Consider the following 19,743-nt stretch of genomic DNA (forward strand, 5'->3'; position numbering starts at 1 on the left):
GTCTGCTACCGATCAGCCTGACCGAACCCCTCCGGCCCGCCGGGCAGCGACAGTCCCTGGGTCGGCGGGGGGGGGCGGGAGGGGATCAGCGGGGGACGGGGACCAGCAGGGCGTGCAGGGCCAGCGGGTCGCCGACCTCGGGCAGTTCCCGGGCGGCGAGCCAGGCCGCCGCGGCGGCTCCGTCGCCGGCCGTACGCACGTCGGCGTCCGGCCAGCGCCGGTGCGCCTCGGCGCGGACCGCCGCCGCCAGCGGCGTGTCCCCGGTGAGCAGTCCGCCGCCGAGCACGATCGGGGTGACCGCGTCCGCCGGCCGGATCCGCGCGGCGCTGTCGACCAGGTGCGCGGCGGCCCCGTCGAGCAGCGCCACCGCCTCCGGCTCGCCCTCGACGGCGGCGGTCACCACCAGCGGCGCGAGCCGGGCCAGCTCGACCGGGGGTCGTCGGGTCACCGCCTGGATCAGCGCGTCGACGGTGTCCCGGGAGCGGGCCGCCACCTCGGCCGCGCCGAGCAGTTCGGTGAGCAGCCGGCGGCCCAGCGGACCGGGCGCGGCGGCGCGGTCCAGAGTGGCCAGCAGCCGCCGGACCGCCTCGCGGCCCAGCCAGAAGCCGGAGCCGGCGTCACCCAGCAGCCAGCCGTGCCCGTCCGCGACCCGGTCCAGCCGCAGGTCGCGTACCTGGGCGGCGATCGCCCCGGTGCCGGCGATCAGCACGGTGCCGTCCGGGGCGGCGGTGCCCGACGCGTACGCGACGAGGGCGTCGCCGTGCACCGCGTACGGGCAGCGCAGGCCGGCCTCGGCCCAGGCCCGGTCGAAGGCGGCCCGCCCCGCCGGGTCGGCCAGCAGGCGGGCGGCGCCGGCGAGGCCGATCGTGCCGGCGCGTACCCGGGTCGGGTCGACCCCGGCGAGCGCGCCGCGCAGCGCGGTCAGCAGCTCGGCGGCGGCGCGCTCGGCGCCGTGACTGGTCGGGTTGCCGCCGCCGCCCCGGCCGGTGCCCAGCCGCTCCCCGGCGAGGGTGAACGCGGCCGCGCGGGTGGACGTACCTCCGACGTCGAGACCGACCACGACGGTGTCGGACATGCTCACGGGCCTCCCGGTGCGGCGGTACGGGCGGGTTTCATGCTGGTCCGCCGCGTGCCGTCGGGGCAAGCTGGGGGACCGTCGCGGCCCTGTGCGCCAGGTAACAGTTTGAAAACTTCGCCCACGCTATTGACAAGGAGGGGCCTTCAGTAAGAACTTTTACCACTAACAGTAAACACTCTTATCCGAAAGGCGCTCCCGATGGTGGATCATGAGGTGGACGCTTCCGCGGGGACCGCGGTGGTCGACGCCGACACGGTCGACCGGCGGGGTGCCGACGGGGTGCTGGCCAGGGTCAGGGCCGGCGCGGGCGAGCTGACGGGGGCGTTGCGCCGGGTCGCTGAGCACGTGCTCAGCGACCCGGAGGCGGCGGCCCGAGCCACCATCGTGGAGCTCGCCGAGCGCAGCGGCACCTCCCCGGCCACCATCACCCGGTTCTGCCGGGCCATGGGTTTCGACGGCTACGCCGACCTGCGGCTCGGCATCGCCTCGGAGACCGGCCGGGCCCGGTCGGCCGGCTGGACCGTCGACATCGGCCGCGAGATCCAGCCGAGCGACCCCCTGGAGCGGGTGCTCGACCAGATCATGGCCGCCGACACCCGGGCCATGCACGACACCGCCGCGCTGCTGGACCTCGCCGAGGTGGAACGCGCCGCGGTGGCCATCGCCGGAGCGTCCCGGGTGAACATCTTCGGCGCCAGCGGCAGCGCGCTGGTCGGCGAGGAGATGCAGTTCAGCCTGCACCGCATCGGGGTGGCCGCCTGGGCCTGGAGCGACGTGCACGAGGGACTGGCCAGCGCCGCGCTGCTCGGCGTCGGGGACGTCGCGCTCGGCATCTCGCACACCGGGCAGACCCGGGAGACCATCGAGATGCTGGCCGAGGCGGACAGCCGGGGCGCGACCACCGTGGCGCTGACCGGCTTCCCCCGCTCGCCGCTGGCCGAGCTGGCCGACATCGTGCTGCTCACCGCCAGCCAGGCCACCACCTTCCGGCCGGACGCGCTCTCCGCCCGGCACCCGCAGCTCGTCGTGCTCGACCTGCTCTACATCGCCGTGGCGCAGCGCACCCACGACCGCGCCCACGCGGCCTTCCGGCGTACCGCCCAGGCCGTCGACGGGCACAAGGCCGCGAAGGGGGCCGCCTCATGATCAGCGCACAGGGGTACGCCGAGGCCGTCCGCCCGGTCCTCGACCGGGTGGTCGACTCACAGACCGAGGCCCTCGGCCGGGCCGCCGACCTGATCGTCGCCAGCCTTCGCGCCGGCGGGGTGCTCCAGGCCTTCGGCGCCGGGCACTCCGAGGCGTTCGCCGCCGAGCTGGTCGCCCGGGCCGGCGGGCTGGTGCCCACCAACCGGCTCTCCCTGCACGACCTGGTGCTGCACGGCGACGCCCCCCGCGACCTGCTCGCCGACCCGAAGCTGGAGCGCGACCCGGCCGTCGCCCACCAGCTGCACGCCCTCGCCGACCCGCACCCGGCCGACGTCTTCGTGGTCGCCTCCCAGTCCGGCATCAACGGCTCGGTCGTCGAGCTGGCGCTGCTGGTCAAGGCCGGCGGCCACCCGTTGATCGCGGTCACCTCGGTCGCCCACACCGCCCGGGTGGCCCCGCGCCACCCGTCCGGTCACCGGCTCGCCGATCTCGCCGACGTCGTGCTGGACAACGGCGCGCCGTACGGCGACGCACTGCTGCCGCTCGAGGGCGGCGGCGCGGTCTGTGCGGTCTCCTCGGTCACCACCGCGCTGCTGGCGCAGCTGTTGACCGCGGAGGTCGTACGACGGTTCCACCAGGCCGGAGAGGTACCCCCTATCTACCTCTCCGCCAACGTCCCCGGTGGGGACGAGCACAACCTCGCCCTCGAGTCGCGGTACGCCGGGCGTCTCCGGCGAACCGCCTGACCCGACACCACAAGGAGAGACGACGATGTCGATTACCCCCGACCAGCCTTCCGAGGTCAGCCGCCGTACCCTGCTCGGCCGCGCCGCCGCCGCGGGCCTGCTCGCCACCCCGGCGGTCAGCCTGCTCGGCGCCTGCGCGACCAGCACCTCCGACGAGGGGGGCAGCAAGGCCGAGACGGGCACCAAGAGCGCCACCAACCCGCTGGGCGTCAAGGAGGACGCGCCGCTGGAGGTGGTCATCTTCAACGGTGGCTACGGCGAGAAGTACGCCACCGACGTGCACCAGCCGCTCTACAAGAAGGCGTTCCCCAAGGCGGAGGTGAAGCACCAGGCCACCCAGGCGGTCTCCACGGTGCTCCAGCCCCGCTTCGCCTCGGGCAACCCGCCGGAGTTCGTCAACAACTCGGGCGAGAAGCTGATCGACTTCGGCTCGCTGGTGGCCGACGGTCAGCTGATGGACCTCACCGAGCTGTGGGACGCCCCGTCGGTCGACGACCCGAACAAGAAGGTCCGCGACACCGTCGTGCCGGGCACCGTCGAGGCGGGCTCGTTCAACGGCAAGCCGTACGTGCTCTACTACGTCTCCACGGTCTTCGGCATCTGGTACTCGGGCAAGCTGTTCAACGACAACGGCTGGGCGCCGGCCAAGACCTGGTCGGAGTTCACCGCCCTGCTCGACAAGATCAAGGCCAAGGGCATCACCCCGTACGGCTACGCCGGTGCGAACGCCGCCTACTACCAGTGGAACGTGATCCTCACCCACGCCGCCAAGATCGGCGGCACGGACGTGCTGAAGAACATCGACAACCTGGAGGACGGCGCCTGGCAGCAGGACGCGGTCAAGCAGGCTGCCGAGGCGTGGGCCGAGATCGGCGCCAAGTACGTCGACAAGAGCTTCGAGGGGCTCAAGCACACCGACGTGCAGCTGCGGCAGAACCAGTACAAGCTGGCCTTCTACCCCAGCGGCGACTGGCTGGAGGGCGAGCAGAAGAAGGACACCCCGGCCGGCTTCGAGTACCAGCTGATGCCGGTGCCGAGCCTGTCCGCCTCGGACAAGCTGCCGGCCACGGCGCTGCGCGCCACCGCCGGTGAGGGCTACTTCGTCTCCGCCAAGTCCAAGAACCCGCGTGGCGGCCTGGAGTACATGCGCCAGATGCTCTCCGTCGCGGGCGCCAAGGGCTTCACCGAGGTGGTCAAGGCCCCGACCGTGGTCACCGCCGGCAGCGAGGGCTTCGCCTTCCCGCCGGGTGTGGCCAGCTCGCAGGCCGCCCTCAAGGCGGCCGGCCAGGACGTGTTCAACCTGTACTTCGACGGCTGGTACAAGGAGCTCGACACGGAGGCGCGGACCGCCACCAACGAGCTGATGTTCGGCCGGATCAAGGCGGACGCCTTCGTGGAGCGGATCCAGAAGCGTGCCGACGCGATCAAGAAGGACAGCTCCGTCGCCAAGTTCAAGCGCTGACCGATCGGAGTAGCGGGATCATGCGGCACGGCAAGTATCCATTTGTGATCGGGTTCCTCTTCGTCCCGGTCACGCTGTACGTCGTCTTCGTCATCGCGCCGTACGCGCAGGCGTTCCAGATCTCGATGACCAACTGGCGGGGGCTCTCCGCCCCGCAGTGGGTGGGCCTCGACAACTACCGGCGGCTGCTCGACGACGGCAGCTTCTGGAAGGCGGTCCAGCACCACGGCGTACTGCTGCTTGCCCTGCCGCTGATCACCATCGTCATCGCGCTCTTCTTCGCCTTCCTGCTCAACGTGGGCGGGCGGAGCGTGGGTGGGCAGCGCCAGGGGGTCCGGGGGGCGAAGTTCTACCGGGTGGTGTTCTTCTTCCCCCAGGTCCTGGCGGTGGCCATCATCGCGGTGCTGTTCCAGATGGTCTACCGGCCCAACGAGTCCGGGCTGATCAACGGCGTGCTGATGAAGATCGGCCTCGACCCGGTGCTCTTCCTGGTCAAGCCGAACCTGGCGCTCTGGTCGATCATCGCGGTGCTGGTCTGGCAGGCCGTCGGCTTCTACGTGGTGCTCTTCTCGGCCGGGATGGCCTCCATCCCGGGCGAGATCTACGAGGCGGCCGAGATGGACGGGGCGAGCAAGGTGACCCTGTTCTTCCGGGTCACCCTGCCGCTGCTCTGGGACACCCTCCAGGTGGCCTGGGTCTATCTCGGCATCGCCGCCTTCGACGCGTTCGCCATCGTCGCGGTCCTCTCGGTGGACAACGGTGGCCCGGACGGCGCGACGACGGTGCTGGCGGTGGAGATCTACCGCAACGCCTTCGTCTACTCGAAGTACGGCTACGCCTCGGCGATGGGCGTGGCGCTGTTCTTCCTCACCCTCACGTTCGCGGCGCTGACGCTGCGGCTGACCAAGCGGGAAAGCGTGGAGTACTGAGATGACATCGCAGACGACGCTGCCGCCGACGTCCGGGGCCACGCCGCCGGCCGCGGCTCCCGACGCCCGCCGCCGCAAGCGCCAGCACCAGGAGGTACGGCTGCTCAGCAGCCTCGGGCAGATCGCGCTCGCCGTCTGGGCGGTGATCGTGATCGTGCCGATCCTCTGGACGTTCCTGGCCGCGTTCAAGAACACCAGCGAGATCTTCAGCAGCCCCTGGACGCTCCCGGCGGAGCTGCGCTGGGAGAACTTCGGTCGGGCCTGGACCAAGGCGCACGTCGGCCGGTACTTCCTGAACAGCGTGTTCGTGGTGGCGTGCAGCACCTTCGGCACCATGCTGCTCGGCTCGATGGCCGCGTACGTGCTGGCCCGCTACAAGTTCTGGGGCAACCGGGCGATCTACTACCTGTTCGTCTCGGGGCTGGCCTTCCCGGTCTTCCTGGCCTTGGTGCCGCTCTTCTTCGTGGTGAAGAACCTGGGCCTGCTGGACACCCACACCGGCGTGATCCTGGTCTACATCGCCTACTCGCTGCCGTTCACGATCTTCTTCCTGGCCGCGTTCTTCAAGACGCTGCCGAACTCGGTGGCCGAGGCCGGGATGATCGACGGCTGCTCGCACACCCGGCTGTTCTTCCAGGTGATGCTGCCGATGGCCAAGCCGGGCCTGATCAGCGTGGCGATCTTCAACATCATCGGCCAGTGGGCGCAGTACCAGCTGCCGCTGGTGCTGCTCTCCAACGCCAAGGACAAGTGGGTGCTCACCCAGGGCATCGCCGACATCTCGGTCAACGCCGGCTACGAGGCGGACTGGTCCGGCCTGTTCGCCGCGCTGACCATCGCCATCCTCCCGATGATCCTCGTCTACGCGCTCTTCCAGCGGCAGATCCAGTCCGGCCTCACCTCCGGCGCCGTCAAGTAACCCCACCCCCGCCCCGCCCGCCGACCCAGGCCGTGCCGGTCGATCTCCCGGCGCGACAACGCGGGCGGGGCGGGGTCGGTGGGTCAGGGGTGCCAGGAGCGCCAGAGCGCGGCGTAGGCGCCGTCGGCGCGGACCAGGTCGTGGTGGCTGCCGATCTCGGTGATCCGGCCGTCGGACAGGACGGCCACCCGGTCGGCGTCGTGCGCCGTGTTGAGCCGGTGCGCGATCGCGATGACGGTACGCCCGGTGAGCACGGCGGCGAGGGCCCGCTCGGTGCGCCGGGCGGTGGTCGGGTCGAGCGCGGCGGTCGCCTCGTCGAGGATGAGCGTGTGCGGGTCCGCGAGCACCAGCCGGGCCAGGGCGAGCTGCTGGGCCTCGGCCGCGGCGAGTTGCCGGGCGCCGTCGCCGAGCGGGGTGTCCAGGCCGTCGGGCAGCTCGGCGTACCAGTCGGCGCCCACGGTGCGCAGCGCGGACCGCATCTGCTCGTCGGTGGCGTCCGGGGCGGCGATGGCGAGGTTGTCGCGTACCGAGCCGATGAAGACGTGGTGCTCCTGGGTCACCAGGGCGATCCGCCGGCGGCGCTCGGCCGGGTCGAGGTCGGTGACCGGGCAGCCGCCGATGCTGACGACGCCCTGCCGGGGCGCGTCGATCCCGGCCAGCAGCCGGGCCAGGGTGGACTTCCCGGCCCCTGACGGGCCCACGACGGCGAGCCGTTCGCCGGGGCGTACCTCCAGGTCGATGCCGTGCAGCACGTCGTGGCCGGCGGCGTAGGAGAAGTGGGCCCCGCGTACGACGAGTTGCTCGCCGCGGGGGGCGCGCGTGGTGCGGGGCGCCTCCGGCGGCACCAGGCCGACGCCGAGCACCCGGGCGAACGAGGCGAAGCCGCGCTGCGCCTGCTCCGTCCAGAGCAACAGCTGGTCCAACGGTTCGATGGCCTGTTGCAGGTAGAGCGCGGCGGCGACCACCGCGCCGAGCGAGACCGAACCCTGGGCGAGCAGGTACCCGCCGGCCAGCAGCGCCGCGGCGACCGGCAGCGGGTAGCTGGCCTCCACGACGCTGAAGAAGACCGTCCGCAGCCTGAGCGTCGCCCGCCGTGCGGCCCACAGCCGGGCGATCCGCGCGGTGCCGTGGGCGATCCGCTCGTCGGCGAGCCGGAACGCCTCGACGGTGCGGGCACCCTCGGCGGTGCTGGTCAGCGTCTCGGTCAGCGCGGCGGCGGCCGCGCCCTCGGTGAGGTACGCGGGGCTGGCCCGCCGCAGGTACCACCGGGTCGCCGCGCCGATCGACGGCAGCCCGGCCAGCGCCGCCAGGCCGAGCAGCGGGTGCAGCAGGAAGACCGCCCCGAACAGCAGCGACAGCTGCACCGAGGCGATGACCATGGTGGGCACCACGTCCCGGACGGTGGTGCCGACGGTGGACACGTCGACCGAGCTGCGGGTGGCCAGGTCCCCGGAGCCGGCCCGCTCGACGACGGAGACGGGCAGTTCGAGCGTGCGGTGGACGAAGTCCTCGCGCAGCTCCGCCACGGCCCGTTCCCCGAAGCGGTGGCCCGCGTACTGGGCGTACCGGGAGAGCAGTGCCTGCACCAGGACCGCCGCGCCGATCGCCAGGGCCAGCCGGTCGACGTCTGCGACGCCGGCGCCCCCGGTCACCCCGTCGACGATGCGGCCCAGCAGCCACGGCGGGGCGAGCCCAGCGATCGCGGCGGCGCTGTGCAGCGCCAGGACGGCCAGCACGGCGCGGCGGTGCCGGCCGATCAGGTCCCGCAGCGCGCGGCGTACCGTGCTCCGGTCGGCCACCGGCAGTGCGCTCACGGGAAGGCCCCCTCGGCGTCGGCGGGCCGGTCGAGGTCGGGCTCGGCGCTGTCCCGGTCCACCAGCCGTCGGTAGCCCGGGTCCCGGTCGAGCAGGTCGGCGTGGCTGCCGGTGGCGACGATCCGGCCCGCCTGGAGGTGGGCGACCGTGTCGGCCCGGCCGAGCAGCAGCGGCGACGTGGCGAGCAGCAGGGTGGTCCGACCGGCCCGCGCGGCGTGCAGCCGCTCGGCGATCCGCGCCTCGGTGTGCGCGTCCACGGCGGACGTCGGGTCGACCAGGATCAGCACCTCCGGCTCGGCGAGCAGCGCCCGGGCCAGGCGGATCCGTTGCCGCTGGCCGCCCGAGAGCGTGCGGGCCCGGGCGTCGAGCGGGGTGTCGAGCCCGTCCGGCAGGGCCTCGGCGACGTCCTCGGCGGACGCGGCGCGCAGCGCCGCCACCAGGTCGTCGTCGGTGCCCGGCCCGGGGTGGTCGTCGGCGCCCGGCCGGGGGCGCAGGATGTCGCGCAGGCTCCCGGCGAACAGGTACGAGTCGTGGTCGGCGACCAGGATCCGGGCCCGCACCTCGTCCAGCGCGATCCCGGTCAGCGGCACGCCGCCCCAGGTGGCGTCGGAGACGACGTACCGTCCGAGCCGGTCGGCCAACGCCAGCGCCGCGCCCGGGTCGTCGGCGGCGACGGCGGTGAGCCGACCGGCGCGGACGGTCAACCCGGTCGCCGGGTCGTGCAGGTCGGCGGGGCCGGCGGGCGCGGGTGCCGCCGCCGGCCGGCGGGCGCCGGGCACCGGAGGTCGCCCACCGGGTCCGGTCCGTGGGCCGCCGACATCGTCCGGGGTCAGGTCGAGCAGGGCGACGATCCGGCGGGCGGCCACCCGGCCGCGGATCAGCTGGTGGCTGCCCTCCAGCAGGAACCAGACCGGCACGACGAGGGTCGCCACGTATCCGTAGACGGCGACCAGCTCCCCGATGCTGATGTCGCCGGTCACCACCATCCGCGCCGCCAGCCACACCACCGCCGCGAGGAAGAGCCCGGGAATGGCGATCGTGGCCGCGTCGATCCAGCTGTTGACCGCGCCGACCCGGTAGCCCTCGGCGAGCAGGGCCCGGGACCGGGCGGCGTACCGGCGGGCGAACAGGTCCCGGCCGCCGACCCCGGCGAGCACCCGCAGCCCGGCCACGATGTCGCCGGAGCGGGCGGTGAGGGCGCCCTGCTGCTGCCGGTAGACGGACTCGGCCCGTTCGAGGCGGCGCAGCAGGGGCCCGACCACCAGCCCGACCGCCGGCACGCCGACCAGCACGCAGAGCGCCAGGAAGGGGGAGATGGACCAGAGCACGACGGCGATGACCGCGTAGGCGACGACCGCGCCGACCCCCGGCCCGGTCAACGTCAGCACCTGCGCCGTCCAGTCGATGTCGGAGCCGCCGACGGTGGCCACCTCGCCGGCGGCCGCGCGGCGCGGCAGCACCGCGCCGATCCGGGAGAGCTGCCGCAGCACCACGGCGGCCGAGCGGGCCTTCGCGTCCTCCCGGATGAAGGTCATCGTGCGGTGGCGCATGATGCCCAGGTACGACAGCCCGACGCCCGCCACGACGATCGCCGCGATCCAGAGCCACAGGGCGCGGTTGTCGTGGGCGCGCAGCCCGTCGTCGACCGCACGGGCGATCAGCCAGGGCCGGACCGACAGCCCGATCATCCAGGCCGTGCCGAGCAGGCTGCCGCGCAGCACCCGCCAGGGCTGGCAGCGGATCAGCCACCAGATGTAGCGCAACGGCCCCCTGGTGTCCGCGATGCCGGGTTCGGGATGGGGGATCTGCGGGGGCACCCGCCCACGCTACCGATCAGATCGACGCCGCACCGACCCGTATGTCGGCTTCCTGCCGCCGGGAACGACCGCCCCGGAAGAGGGCTCGACGCGCGCCGGGGGAGCGGCGCGGGCGTTCGGCTGCGCCGCTGTCACAGGGGCGAGGCAGAATCGCATCCGTGCTGGTGGCGGTGGTGGCGGACGAGCGGGGCGGGGGAGTGCTCCAGCCCCTCGACGCCCAGGGGCGTCCCGCCGGCGCGGCGGAGGCGGTCGTCGACCTCGCCGCCGCCGTCGCCGCGCGGGAGGCCGCCGATCACCCGCGCTGGGTCTGGGCGTCGGGTGTGGCGCTCTATCCGGCGCTGCTGCGCGCCGGGGTGCGGGTCGAGCGCTGCCACGACGTCGAGCTGACCGAGGCCCTGCTGCTCGGCCACGCGGGCCGCTGGGGCGAGCCGCGCTCGCTCGCCGCCGCGTACGCCCGGCTCACCGGCGCCGCCGTGCCACCCGACCCGCCACCGCGTCCGCCCGCTCCACCCGGGGACGGCCAGGGCGCCCTCTTCGAGGCCGTCCCCGGGCCGCCGGGTCCGGGCATCGAGGCCCTGGTGCAGGTGTACGCCGACCAGCTCGCCCGGATCGCGGCGACGGAGCACCCGGGCCGGTTCCGGCTGCTGGTCGCCGCCGAGTCGGCCGGCGCGTTGATCGCGGTGGAGATGGGCGCCGCCGGCCTGCCCTGGCGCGCCGACGTGCATGACGCGATCCTCGGCGAGCTGCTCGGTGAGGCGTCCCCGGTCGGCGGGCCGCCCCGCCGGCTCGCCGAGCTGGCCGCCCGGATCGCCGACGCCTTCGGCGTACGCCAGGTGCACGCCGACTCCCCGGCGGAGCTGCTGCGGGCCTTCGCCCGGGCCGGGGTGGAGCTGCCCAACACCCGGGCCTGGGTGCTGCGCGGTGTCGACCACCCGGCGGTGCCGCTGGTCCTGGAATACAAGGAGCTCTACCGGATCTGGACGGCGCACGGCCGCGCGTGGCGCGACGCCTGGGTCCGCGACGGCCGCTTCCAGCCGGAGTACGTCCCGGGCGGGGTGGTCTCCGGCCGGTGGGCGACCCGTGGCGGCGGCGCGTTGCAGATCCCGAAGGTGATCCGGCGGGCGGTGGTGGCCGACCGGGGCTGGCGGTTCGTGGTCGCCGACGCCGGCCAGTTGGAGCCCCGGGTGCTCGCCGCGGTCTCCGGCGACGCCCGGCTGGCCGCGGCCGGTGGGGCGGGTGACCTCTACGCGGCGCTGGCCCAGGACGCCTTCGCCGGTGACCGGGCCCGCGCCAAGGTGGCCCTGCTCGGCGCGATGTACGGCCAGACCGGCGGGGCGGCGCTGCCCGCGCTGGCGGTGCTCCGGCGCAGCTACCCGACGGCGTTCGGCTACGTGGAGGCGGCGGCCCGCACCGGCGAGGCGGGCGGGCTGGTCCGATCCTGGCTGGGGCGGACCTGCCCGCCGGGCACGGCGGGGTTCGTCGACGGCGACGACGCGGGCGTCGATCCCGGTGCCGACCCGCAGTCCCCGCGCGCCCGGGCGGCCCGCTCCCGGGGGCGGTTCACCCGCAACTTCGTCATCCAGGCCACCGCCGCCGAGTGGGCCTCGACGCTGCTCGCCACGCTCCGGGGCGAGCTGGCCGGCACCGATGCCGAGCTGGTCTTCTTTCAGCACGACGAGGTGCTGGTGCACTGTCCGGCCGGGCAGGCCGAGGCGGTCGCCGAGGCGGTCAACCGGTCCGGCGAGCGGGCGTCGGCGCTGCTGTTCGGGGACACTCCGGTCCGGTTCCCGCTGGATCTGTCCATCGTCGACTGCTACGCCGACGCGGCATAGCGCACGATTTTCCTATTTGCCCCGCTACCCGGTGCCCCGGGTGCTCGTTGGGTCCGGTGTGCGTAACGGGCCGGGCAGCTCTGCTCCGGTCCGTCTTCACGACGGAGGTGGCGCAGCTGAAGCGGATCGCAGGGATGATCATCGCAGCGGGCGGGGGACGCCGGATCGGCGGACCTGAGGCGCTCCTGCACCAGGGCGGCACGCCCCTGGTGAACCAGATGATCGACACGATGACCGAGGCGGGCTGCGAGCAGATCGTGGTGGTCCTGGGCGCCGCCGCCGACCAGGTGCGGGAGACCGCCGACCTGAGCCGCGTCACGGTGGTGGTCAACCGGGCCTGGGGCACCGGGGTCGGCTCCTCCATCCGGGCCGGCTTGGCCGCGCTCACCGACGGCGGGGTCGAGGCGGTGGTGGTGGTGCCGGTGGACATGCCGGGCCTCACCCCCGCGGCGGTACGCCGGGTGGCCGCCCTGCCGTACCCGGACGTGCTGGTCTGCGCCACCTATGGCGGGCTGCGCGGCTACCCGATGCTCTTCGGCCGGCGGCACTGGTCCGGCATCGCGACGCTGGCCAGCGCCGACGTGGGTGCCCGGCCGTACCTGCTGGCACACAAGGACCAGATCGTCGACATCGCCTGCGACTCGGTCGCCGACGGCAGCCGAATCGACACGCCGGAGCTGATGGCGCTCTACGGGTTGACCGTGCCGCCGCAACGGGTGGGCGTCTGAGCGGGTGGCGGCCGGCCCGGCGGTGCTCGAACTGATCAGTCCGCCGGGCGTCGGGAGCGACCCGCCCACCGGGCCGGACGCGACGATCCCGGGCACTGGAAACACCTAGCCACCCGCGGCCGCCGAGCCGGCGACGGCGAAGCCGACGAAGACGGCAGCCGCCAGGGGCAGCGCCACGGCCAGCGTGAGGGCGCGCTGCCGGTGCGACCGGCCGAACAGCAGGACGACCAGCAGGGCGAGCGCGACGTCGATGGCGACGTTCCACGCCACCCCGGCCGGGTAGTTCGGATCGCCGATCAGGCGGGCGAACCGGGCCGCCTCCTCGAAGAGGGCCGCAGCCGGCAGCGCGAGCCCGACCACCGGCCGCCAGCCCTCGCCCCGCGCCCAAACCCCGCCGACGCCGAAGACCACCCCGGCCAGCACCCCGAGGACCATCCAGAACAGCGAGGTGGGCGCCCAGAGCACCGCCAGGTCGTCGCCCTGGATCAGCGTCGCCGCGAGGTAGTAGCTGGGCACCGCGAGGACGAGCAGGACGGCGGCGCCCAGCGCCGCCCGCAGCCAGCCCGAGCGCACCCACCAGCCGAAGAGGAACGCGGCAACCGCCCAGGTGGCGGTGGAGTTGCCCAGTTCGGCGAGGGGGAAGGGCACGAACTTGATCCACACGAAGTCGAGCGAGCCGAGCAGGAGCCCACCCAGCACCGCGGCGAGCGCTACCCGCCGATCATCAGGACGCATGGCAGGGAAGCATACTGAGTATGCTTTCGATGGTGCCGCCCGGATGCTCGTCCCGCCCGGATCCGCCGAACGCTCCGGTACCCGGTTGAGCCCTCAGTCCAGGTCGAACAGGGCGGCGGCGCTGTCCCAGCAGACCGCCCGCAGCCAGTCGTCGCCCAGGTCGAGCCGGGCCAGCCCGGCCAGCTGCTCGGCGTACGGGTAGGGGATGTTGGGGAAGTCGCTGCCCAGCAGCACCTTGCCGGCCAGCCCCAGCTCGCGCAGCCGGGGCAGCTCCCCGGCGGGGAAGGGCACGAAGCGGTCGAAGAACGGGGTGAACGCCATGGTGGTGTCGAGTCGTACCCGGTCGTGGCGCTCGGCCAGGTCGAGGAAGTCGGCGTAGTCGGGCGCACCCAGGTGCGCCACGATCGCGCTCAGCTGCGGGTGCCGGGCCAGCAGGGCGGCGAAGCCCTCCGGCCCGGTGTGCGCGGTGCCGACCGGCGCGTGCCCGGCGTGCACCACCACCGGCACGCCCGCGTCGGCGAGCAGCCCCCACACCTTGTCCAGCGCCGGATCGGTCGGGGCGAACCCGCCGACCTGGACGTGCACCTTGAACACCCGGGCCCCGTCGTCCAGCGCCTCGGCGACGTACCGGGGCGCGTCCGGCTCCGGGAAGAAGGTCGCCGAGGGCAGGCACCCCGGGGTGGCCCGGGCGAAGTCCAGCGTCCACCGGTTCAGCTCCGCCGCCATGCCGGGCTTGTGCGGGTACGCCAGCGCGCTGAACGCCCGTACGCCCATCCGCCGCAGGTGCGCGACCCGGTCGTCGTCGCTCCACCGGTACCGGATCGGCCACTCGGTGCCGACCAGCGGCCCGGCCGCGTCGAAGTACGCCCACACCCGTTGCAGCAGGCGGGGTGGGAGGAAGTGCACGTGCACGTCGGCCAGCCCGGGAATGCCCAGGTGGCGGCAGAACTCCGGTACCTCGTCGTCGCCGGCCGGTGCCGGCCCGTGGGTGTTCACACCTCGATGTTGAACCGGTGCAGCACCGACGGCGCCACCAGCCCGACCGTGGCGAGCACGGAGAGCACGGTGAGCGCCGTGCGCAGCACGATCACCTCGGCCTTGCTGCCGGTACGCAGCGCGATGCTGTTGGGCAGGCCGATCATCAGCCACATCCGCCGTTTGATCGGGATGGGCCAGAGGATCGGCACCCCGGCCTTGGTGATCATGTCGCCGAGGATGTGCACGAAGCAGCCCACCCCGACGGCCAGCCCGATCATCGGATAGCCCCGGTCGCCGGGCAGGTTGGCGAAGGTGAACCAGGCGGCGGCGGCCGAGGCCAGCGTCACGATCACCCAGCCGGCCCGCTCGGCCCACTGGTCGAAGAGCCCGCGCAGGGCCAGGCCGATCATGAAGAACAGGATGCTCACCACGGCCCACTTGCCGTACGCGGCGCAGAGCGCGGTGGTGCCCCAGCCGACCAGCACGGTGAACGGGAGGGTGTGGGTCAGCGTCCGGTGGCCGTTGTTGCGGCGCGGGTCCCGGCTGAGCTTGGTGGCGTAGTAGACGCCCAGCGAGATCTTCTCCATCACCTCGGCGATGAAGAGCGAGAAGACCCCGAAGGTGCGGGCCACCGTCGCGCCGCCCTGGTTGCGGGTCACCTTGCCGGAGAGGTCGAGGTCGGGGAAGAGCGCCCCGCCGGCGCAGACCGCGGTGCCGACGGCCAGCGCCAGTGGCGACTGGTGGTAGTCGGCGAACTGGTCCAGCGCCCACGAGCCGGTCAGCCACACCGCCGCGCCGGACAGCGCGTGGGACGGTCCCATCATGTCGCGTCGCCCTCCCCAGGTTCTTGATCGACAAAGCTACGCCACTGTGTCAGAGCCGCCGCCGGAGGGGCAATCACCCGGACGGTCCACAGGGGAGGGTGTCAGGCTGCGGGCCGGAAGCTCTGCCGGATCATCAGGAAGTATGTCGCGTTGACCTGCCAGTCGAACTCTTCTGTCAACCATGAGACGGTGTAGGCGCGACCTGCGGCGACGGCCACGATCAGCCGGGCGGTGTGCACCTGGACGCCGGCCGCGTTGAGCCAGGAGCACTCCCACAGCGCCCCGCCCCGGAACATGTCCAGCCGGGAGATCTCCACCAGGCGGTAGCCGGGCAGCGCCCCGTCGCCGGTCAACCGCCGCTCCTCGGCGCGCCAGTGGGCGACCGGGTCTGCCGGCGCGACGCCGGGGGCCACGCTGAGCACCCGCCCGCCGCCCGGCTCACGGAAGCAGGTCACCGCGCCGTCGGCGAAGCGCAGCCAGCGCGCCGGCGCGGCGATCCGGAAGCCGGTGGGGTCCTCGTACCAGGTCCACCCCGGCACCAGTGCGGGCTCGCCGGCCGGCGGTGGCACGGAGGGGACCGGGGTGGCGTCCGCCGGGGCGGGCGTGGCGCAGGGGAAGGCCGCGGGCCGGGCGGCGGTCGCGCCCCCGCCGCCACCGGGGGCGCGCGCCGCCCGGTCGTCGTCGCCGCGCAGCGCCGCCGCGATCCCGGCGCCGACCAGCAGGGCGCTCGCGACGGCCGCCGCGACCAGCCCCCACCGGCGGCGTCGCGCGGCGCCCGGCGGCGCGACCGGTACGGCGGCCCCGGCCACCAGCGCGGTGGGGCTCCACGGCCGGAGGTCCGTCGGCGCTCTCCCGCCCATCGACGGCCGGTCGCCGCCCCCCGCCCGCACGTCCGCCGGCCCGCCCATCGACGGGCGGGCGGGGTCGGCCGCCGGCCGGTCGACGACGTCGGGACGTCGGCCGGCCACGGGCAAGCCGGTGTCGGCGGCGGCGAGCGCCGCCCGCAGCAGCGATTCGACCTCCAGGGCGGTCAGCCGTCGCCACGGGTCGCGCTGCAACAGCCCCTCCAGCACCGGCCGCAGCGGCCCGGCCCGGCGCACCGGGTCGGGCGGCTCGGTGGCCAGCGCGCTCAGCGTGGCCATCGCGCTCGACCGGGCGTACGGGGCCCGGCCCTCCACGGCCGCGTACAGCGTCGCGCCCAGCGACCACAGGTCGGTGCGCGGGTCGGAGACGCCGTCCCGGGCCCGCTCCGGGGCGACGAACTGCGGGGAGCCGAACACCTGCCCCGGGCCGGTCATCAGGCCGTCCCCACCGTCGAAGGTGGCCAGACCGAAGTCGGTGAGCATCACCCGCCCGTCGTCGGCGACCAGCACGTTGTGCGGCTTGACGTCGCGGTGCAGCACCCCGGCGGCGTGCGCGGCGCGCAACGCGGCCAGCACCGCCAGCCCGATCCGCGCGGTACGCCCCGGGTCCAGCGGCCCCTCGGCGGTGATGAGTTCCTGCAGGGAGCGCGATGGCAGGTACTCCATCACGATCCACGGGCTGTCCCGGTCGTGCACCACGTCGTAGAGCCGGACCACGTTGGGGTGGTTGAGCCGGGCCGCGGTGCGCGCCTCGCGCAACGTGCGCAATCGCAGCTCGTCCCGCTCGGCCTCGTCCAGCCAGTGGGGCGGGACCACCTGCTTGACGGCGACGTCCCGGTGCAGCATCTCGTCGCGGGCCAGCCAGACCCGGCCCATCCCGCCGCTGCCGACCAGATCGAGCAGCCGGTACCGCCCGGCGACCAGCAGTTGCTGCACGGCGTTCCCCCTCGGCTACCCCTGGTACACGATATCCAGCGGCCTGCCGTTTCTCATCGGCAGCGCGGCCGTGATCGTGGGTGCCGTTAGGTGGGCGAGACCGCCTCGGTGACGCGGCCACGGAAGCTCTGCCGCACCACGGCGAGCTGCCCGGTCGAGGCGGCCCAGTCGTCGTCCGCCGCGCTCCAGCCGAGCATCCAGGCGCCGGCCTCGTCGCCCGGCAACAGGCGCAGCGCCTGCTGCCGCTGGCCGAACGGGGCCGTCCAGCGGCACTCCCACTGCGCGCCACGGTCGCCGGTCGCGCCGAGGCGCACCTTGGCGTACCCGGGGAGCGCGCCGGCGTCGCGCAGCCGGTGCTCCTCGGCCCGTAACCAGGCCACCGGGTCGAGGTGGTCGGCGACCGGTTCGACGCTGAGCGTGCGGAGGCTGGACGGATCGCGGAAGCAGGCGACCTCGTTCTCGGTGAAGCGGAGCCAGCCGACGGGCACCGCGACCCGCCAGCCCTCCTCCACGTGCCAGGTCCAGCCGGCCGGCGGGCGGAAGCCGCCGTCGGCCGTGCCGGGCCGGGCGACGATCGGTTCGCCGATCGGGTTGGGCCGCAGGCACGGAAAGGGCGGGGGGCCCACCGGGCGGTCGCCGTCCGGCGGCGGCCGGTCCGGCCGGCGGCCGTACGGTGCGTCGGGGGGTCCGTCGGGGGTGGACCCGCTGACCGGCGCCGCGGTCGGTGAACCGTTCGACCCGTTGCCGACGATCGCGAAGGCGGTGCCGATCCCGGTGGCCGCCGCCACGCCCAGCGCCGTCACCACCAGCGCCACCCGGCGCGGGGTGAGCCGCAGCCGGGCCAGGGCAGCCCTGAGCACGGCGATCCGGTCGGTCGCCGCCGCCGTGGCGGCCGGCGTGACGCGGGTGGCGCCCCGTTCCTCCCCGGTTCCCGGCCGGTCGGCGGCGGGCAGGTCGGCACCGGCCCCGCCCGGCGGTGCGGCCCCCTCGCCCGGCTGCCGCCCGCCGGTGGACGTCGCGCCGGGCCGGTCGGCGCCGCTTGGTCCCGAGGCGCCGGTGTCGGACCGGTCCGGGACGCCGGGCCAGGGCGGCGGCGGTGGCACGGCGCCCGCCGGGCGGGCGACGGGGAGCACCACCGTGGGCGGCTCCGGGGCGGACGGCTGTTCGGCCGCCGCGATCAGCCGGTCCGCCTCGTCGTGGCGGATCCGCCGTCGCGGGTCCCGGCGCAGCAGCCCCTCCAGCGCCGGTCCGAGCGGACCGGCGTGCGGCGCCGGATCGGGGGGTTCGGTGGCCAGCGCCGCGAGGGTGGCCATCGCGGTGCTGCGGGCGTACGGGGAGCGCCCCTCGACGGCGGCGTGCAGGGTGGCGCCGAGCGACCACAGGTCGGCCTCCACGCTGGACACCCCCTCGGCCGCGCGTTCCGGGGCGACGAACTGCGGCGAGCCGAGGACCATCCCGGGCCGGGTCGTCAGTCCGTCGCCACCGTCGAAGGTGGCCAGCCCGAAGTCGGTGAGCATCACCCGCCCGTCGTCGGCCATCAGCACGTTCTGCGGCTTGACGTCGCGGTGCAGCACGCCGGCGGTGTGCGCGGCGCGCAGGGCGGCCAGCAGTGCCCGCCCGATGCCGGCCGCGAGCACCGGGTCGACCGGACCGGTGTCCTCCAGTACGGCCTGCAACGTCCGCGAGGGGACGTACTCCATCACGATCCACGGGCGGTCGTCGACCTGGACCACGTCGTAGACGCGGACCACGTTGGGGTGGTTGAGCCGGGCCGCGGTGCGCGCCTCGCGCAGCGTCCGCAGCCGCAGATCGTCGCGCTCGGCCTCGGCCAGCCAGTGCGGCGGGACGACCTCCTTGACCGCCACCTCGCGGTGCAGGATCTCGTCCCTGGACCGCCAGACCCGGCCCATCCCGCCCCGTCCCACCAGCTCCACCAGGCGGTACCGGCCGGCGATCACTACCTGCTGCACCGTTCTCCTCACCGTTGGCCGACGTACACCGTAGCCAATGGATCGGGGGAGACCTATCCGTCGTGGGATACGGCGGGTCAGCAGGCCGCCCCGTCCATCGCCAGCAGGTTGCCCTCGGGGATGGTGATCCGGGCCCGCCCGCCGGCCACCAGCGCGGCGGTCCGCCGGGCCTGGAACGTGCCGTGCTCGCGCCGCGCGGCGGCGTAGCTGGCCGCGGTGCGGGCCGCGATCGTCGCCCAGCCGTACCGCCGGCTGACCATGGTGCGGGCCCGGCGGGCCACCCGGCGGGCGAAGACCTCGTCGCCGAGGAGCTGGTCCACTGCGCCGGCGAGCGCGTCGGGGTCGCTGTGCGGGAAGGTCACCCCGGTGACGCCGGACTCCACGATCTCGGCCAGCCCGCCGGTGTCGGCCACCGCCAGCGGCGCGCCGGCCGCCGCGGCCTCCAGCGCCACCATGCCGAACGGCTCGTAGAGGCTGGGCACCACGGTCGCGTCCGTGGCGGCCAGCACCGCCGGCAGCTGGGTGGCGTCCATGAAGCCGGCGAAGCGGACCGTGTCGCCCAGGTCCAGCCGTCGCGTCTGGTCGAGAAGCTCCTCCCGGTACGGCCCGTCGCCGGCGATCACCACCCGCAGCCCCGGGTGCCGCCGGCGCAGGTCCGGCACGGCGTGCACCAGGTGCTGGACGCCCTTCTCGTAGACCAGCCGGCCGGCGTACCCGACCAGGGGGCCGTCCCCGGCGAACCGGGCCCGCGCCGAGGCGACCGCCCGGGGGCGGGCGTGCCAGGCCCGGTCGTCGACGCCGTTGGGCACCACGTCGACCCGCGCGGCCGGCACCTCGAAGAGCCGGGTGACCTGGTCGCGCATGTAGCCCGAGCAGGCGATCACCCGGGCGGAGGCGTTGCTGAGCCAGTGCTCGACGCCGTGGATGGTGCGGTTCATCTCCTCCGGCAGCCAGCCCTGGTGCCGC

The 19,743-nt window shown here is 74.5% G+C and carries 16 protein-coding genes; 7 read left to right on the plus strand and 9 right to left on the minus strand.

Going from position 1 to position 19,743, the window contains the following annotated elements:
- Positions 1 to 85 precede the first annotated feature (85 nt).
- Positions 86 to 1,075, minus strand: a complete 990-nt coding sequence (locus tag V6U88_RS26845) for an N-acetylglucosamine kinase (protein WP_334457175.1) — start codon at positions 1,073 to 1,075, stop codon at positions 86 to 88.
- Positions 1,076 to 1,276: 201 nt separating this feature from the next.
- Between V6U88_RS26845 and V6U88_RS26850 the strand changes: the two genes are divergently transcribed.
- Genes V6U88_RS26850 through V6U88_RS26870 form a run of 5 tightly spaced genes read left to right on the plus strand, consistent with a single transcriptional unit; the run spans position 1,277 to position 6,280 of the window.
- Positions 1,277 to 2,224 (plus strand): MurR/RpiR family transcriptional regulator, encoded by a 948-nt coding sequence (locus V6U88_RS26850; protein ID WP_334457176.1) that lies wholly within the window; start codon positions 1,277 to 1,279, stop codon positions 2,222 to 2,224.
- Positions 2,221 to 2,970 (plus strand): SIS domain-containing protein, encoded by a 750-nt coding sequence (locus V6U88_RS26855; protein WP_334457178.1) that lies wholly within the window; start codon positions 2,221 to 2,223, stop codon positions 2,968 to 2,970. The genes V6U88_RS26850 and V6U88_RS26855 overlap by 4 nt, the downstream gene beginning before the upstream one ends.
- Before the next feature lie 25 nt (positions 2,971 to 2,995).
- Positions 2,996 to 4,432 (plus strand): N-acetylglucosamine/diacetylchitobiose ABC transporter substrate-binding protein, encoded by a 1,437-nt coding sequence (ngcE, locus tag V6U88_RS26860; protein WP_334457180.1) that lies wholly within the window; start codon positions 2,996 to 2,998, stop codon positions 4,430 to 4,432.
- 20 nt (positions 4,433 to 4,452) lie between these two features.
- Positions 4,453 to 5,361 (plus strand): carbohydrate ABC transporter permease, encoded by a 909-nt coding sequence (locus V6U88_RS26865; RefSeq protein WP_334457181.1) that lies wholly within the window; start codon positions 4,453 to 4,455, stop codon positions 5,359 to 5,361.
- A 1-nt stretch (position 5,362) separates the two neighbouring features.
- Positions 5,363 to 6,280 carry a carbohydrate ABC transporter permease gene (locus V6U88_RS26870; protein ID WP_334457183.1) on the plus strand — a complete coding sequence of 306 codons (918 nt, stop codon included), beginning with the start codon at positions 5,363 to 5,365 and terminating at the stop codon, positions 6,278 to 6,280.
- Between the two features lie 83 nt (positions 6,281 to 6,363).
- Here V6U88_RS26870 and V6U88_RS26875 read toward each other — a convergent pair whose 3' ends face one another.
- Both V6U88_RS26875 and V6U88_RS26880 read right to left on the minus strand, forming a co-directional pair.
- The gene (locus tag V6U88_RS26875) at positions 6,364 to 8,094 is read right to left on the minus strand and encodes an ABC transporter ATP-binding protein (RefSeq protein ID WP_334457185.1); all 1,731 of its coding nucleotides are present in this window, start codon (positions 8,092 to 8,094) and stop codon (positions 6,364 to 6,366) included.
- Positions 8,091 to 9,911 carry an ABC transporter transmembrane domain-containing protein gene (locus V6U88_RS26880; RefSeq protein WP_442934706.1) on the minus strand — a complete coding sequence of 607 codons (1,821 nt, stop codon included), beginning with the start codon at positions 9,909 to 9,911 and terminating at the stop codon, positions 8,091 to 8,093. The genes V6U88_RS26875 and V6U88_RS26880 overlap by 4 nt, the downstream gene beginning before the upstream one ends.
- A 158-nt stretch (positions 9,912 to 10,069) precedes the next feature.
- Here V6U88_RS26880 and V6U88_RS26885 point away from each other — a divergent pair, with 158 nt between their 5' ends.
- Positions 10,070 to 11,743 carry a bifunctional 3'-5' exonuclease/DNA polymerase gene (locus V6U88_RS26885; protein ID WP_442934707.1) on the plus strand — a complete coding sequence of 558 codons (1,674 nt, stop codon included), beginning with the start codon at positions 10,070 to 10,072 and terminating at the stop codon, positions 11,741 to 11,743.
- Positions 11,744 to 11,877: 134 nt separating this feature from the next.
- On the plus strand, positions 11,878 to 12,471 hold the full coding sequence (locus V6U88_RS26890; protein ID WP_334457187.1) for a nucleotidyltransferase family protein: 594 nt from the start codon (positions 11,878 to 11,880) through the stop codon (positions 12,469 to 12,471).
- Positions 12,472 to 12,576: 105 nt separating this feature from the next.
- Here the strand turns inward: V6U88_RS26890 and V6U88_RS26895 are convergent, their stop codons facing one another.
- The 6 genes from V6U88_RS26895 to V6U88_RS26920 all read right to left on the minus strand — a co-directional run.
- The gene (locus V6U88_RS26895) at positions 12,577 to 13,206 is read right to left on the minus strand and encodes a DUF6518 family protein (protein WP_334457188.1); all 630 of its coding nucleotides are present in this window, start codon (positions 13,204 to 13,206) and stop codon (positions 12,577 to 12,579) included.
- 93 nt (positions 13,207 to 13,299) lie between these two features.
- A complete protein-coding gene (locus V6U88_RS26900) occupies positions 13,300 to 14,202 on the minus strand; it encodes an amidohydrolase family protein (protein WP_334457190.1) in 903 nt (300 codons plus the stop codon).
- The gene (locus V6U88_RS26905; RefSeq protein ID WP_334457191.1) at positions 14,199 to 15,008 is read right to left on the minus strand and encodes a metal-dependent hydrolase; all 810 of its coding nucleotides are present in this window, start codon (positions 15,006 to 15,008) and stop codon (positions 14,199 to 14,201) included. Before V6U88_RS26905 ends, V6U88_RS26900 begins: the two co-directional genes overlap by 4 nt.
- Positions 15,009 to 15,109: 101 nt before the next feature.
- Positions 15,110 to 16,807: a serine/threonine-protein kinase gene (locus V6U88_RS26910; RefSeq protein ID WP_334457192.1), complete on the minus strand. Its 1,698-nt coding sequence runs from the start codon at positions 16,805 to 16,807 to the stop codon at positions 15,110 to 15,112.
- 86 nt (positions 16,808 to 16,893) lie between these two features.
- Complete coding sequence (locus V6U88_RS26915; RefSeq protein WP_334457193.1) at positions 16,894 to 18,777, minus strand: serine/threonine-protein kinase; 1,884 nt, start codon at positions 18,775 to 18,777, stop codon at positions 16,894 to 16,896.
- A 77-nt stretch (positions 18,778 to 18,854) separates the two neighbouring features.
- The coding region (locus V6U88_RS26920; protein ID WP_334457194.1) for a glycosyltransferase family 4 protein at positions 18,855 to 19,743 on the minus strand (889 nt) is incomplete at its 5' end.

The organism is Micromonospora sp. CPCC 205739 (assembly GCF_036906795.1).
Lineage (GTDB): Bacteria > Actinomycetota > Actinomycetes > Mycobacteriales > Micromonosporaceae > Micromonospora.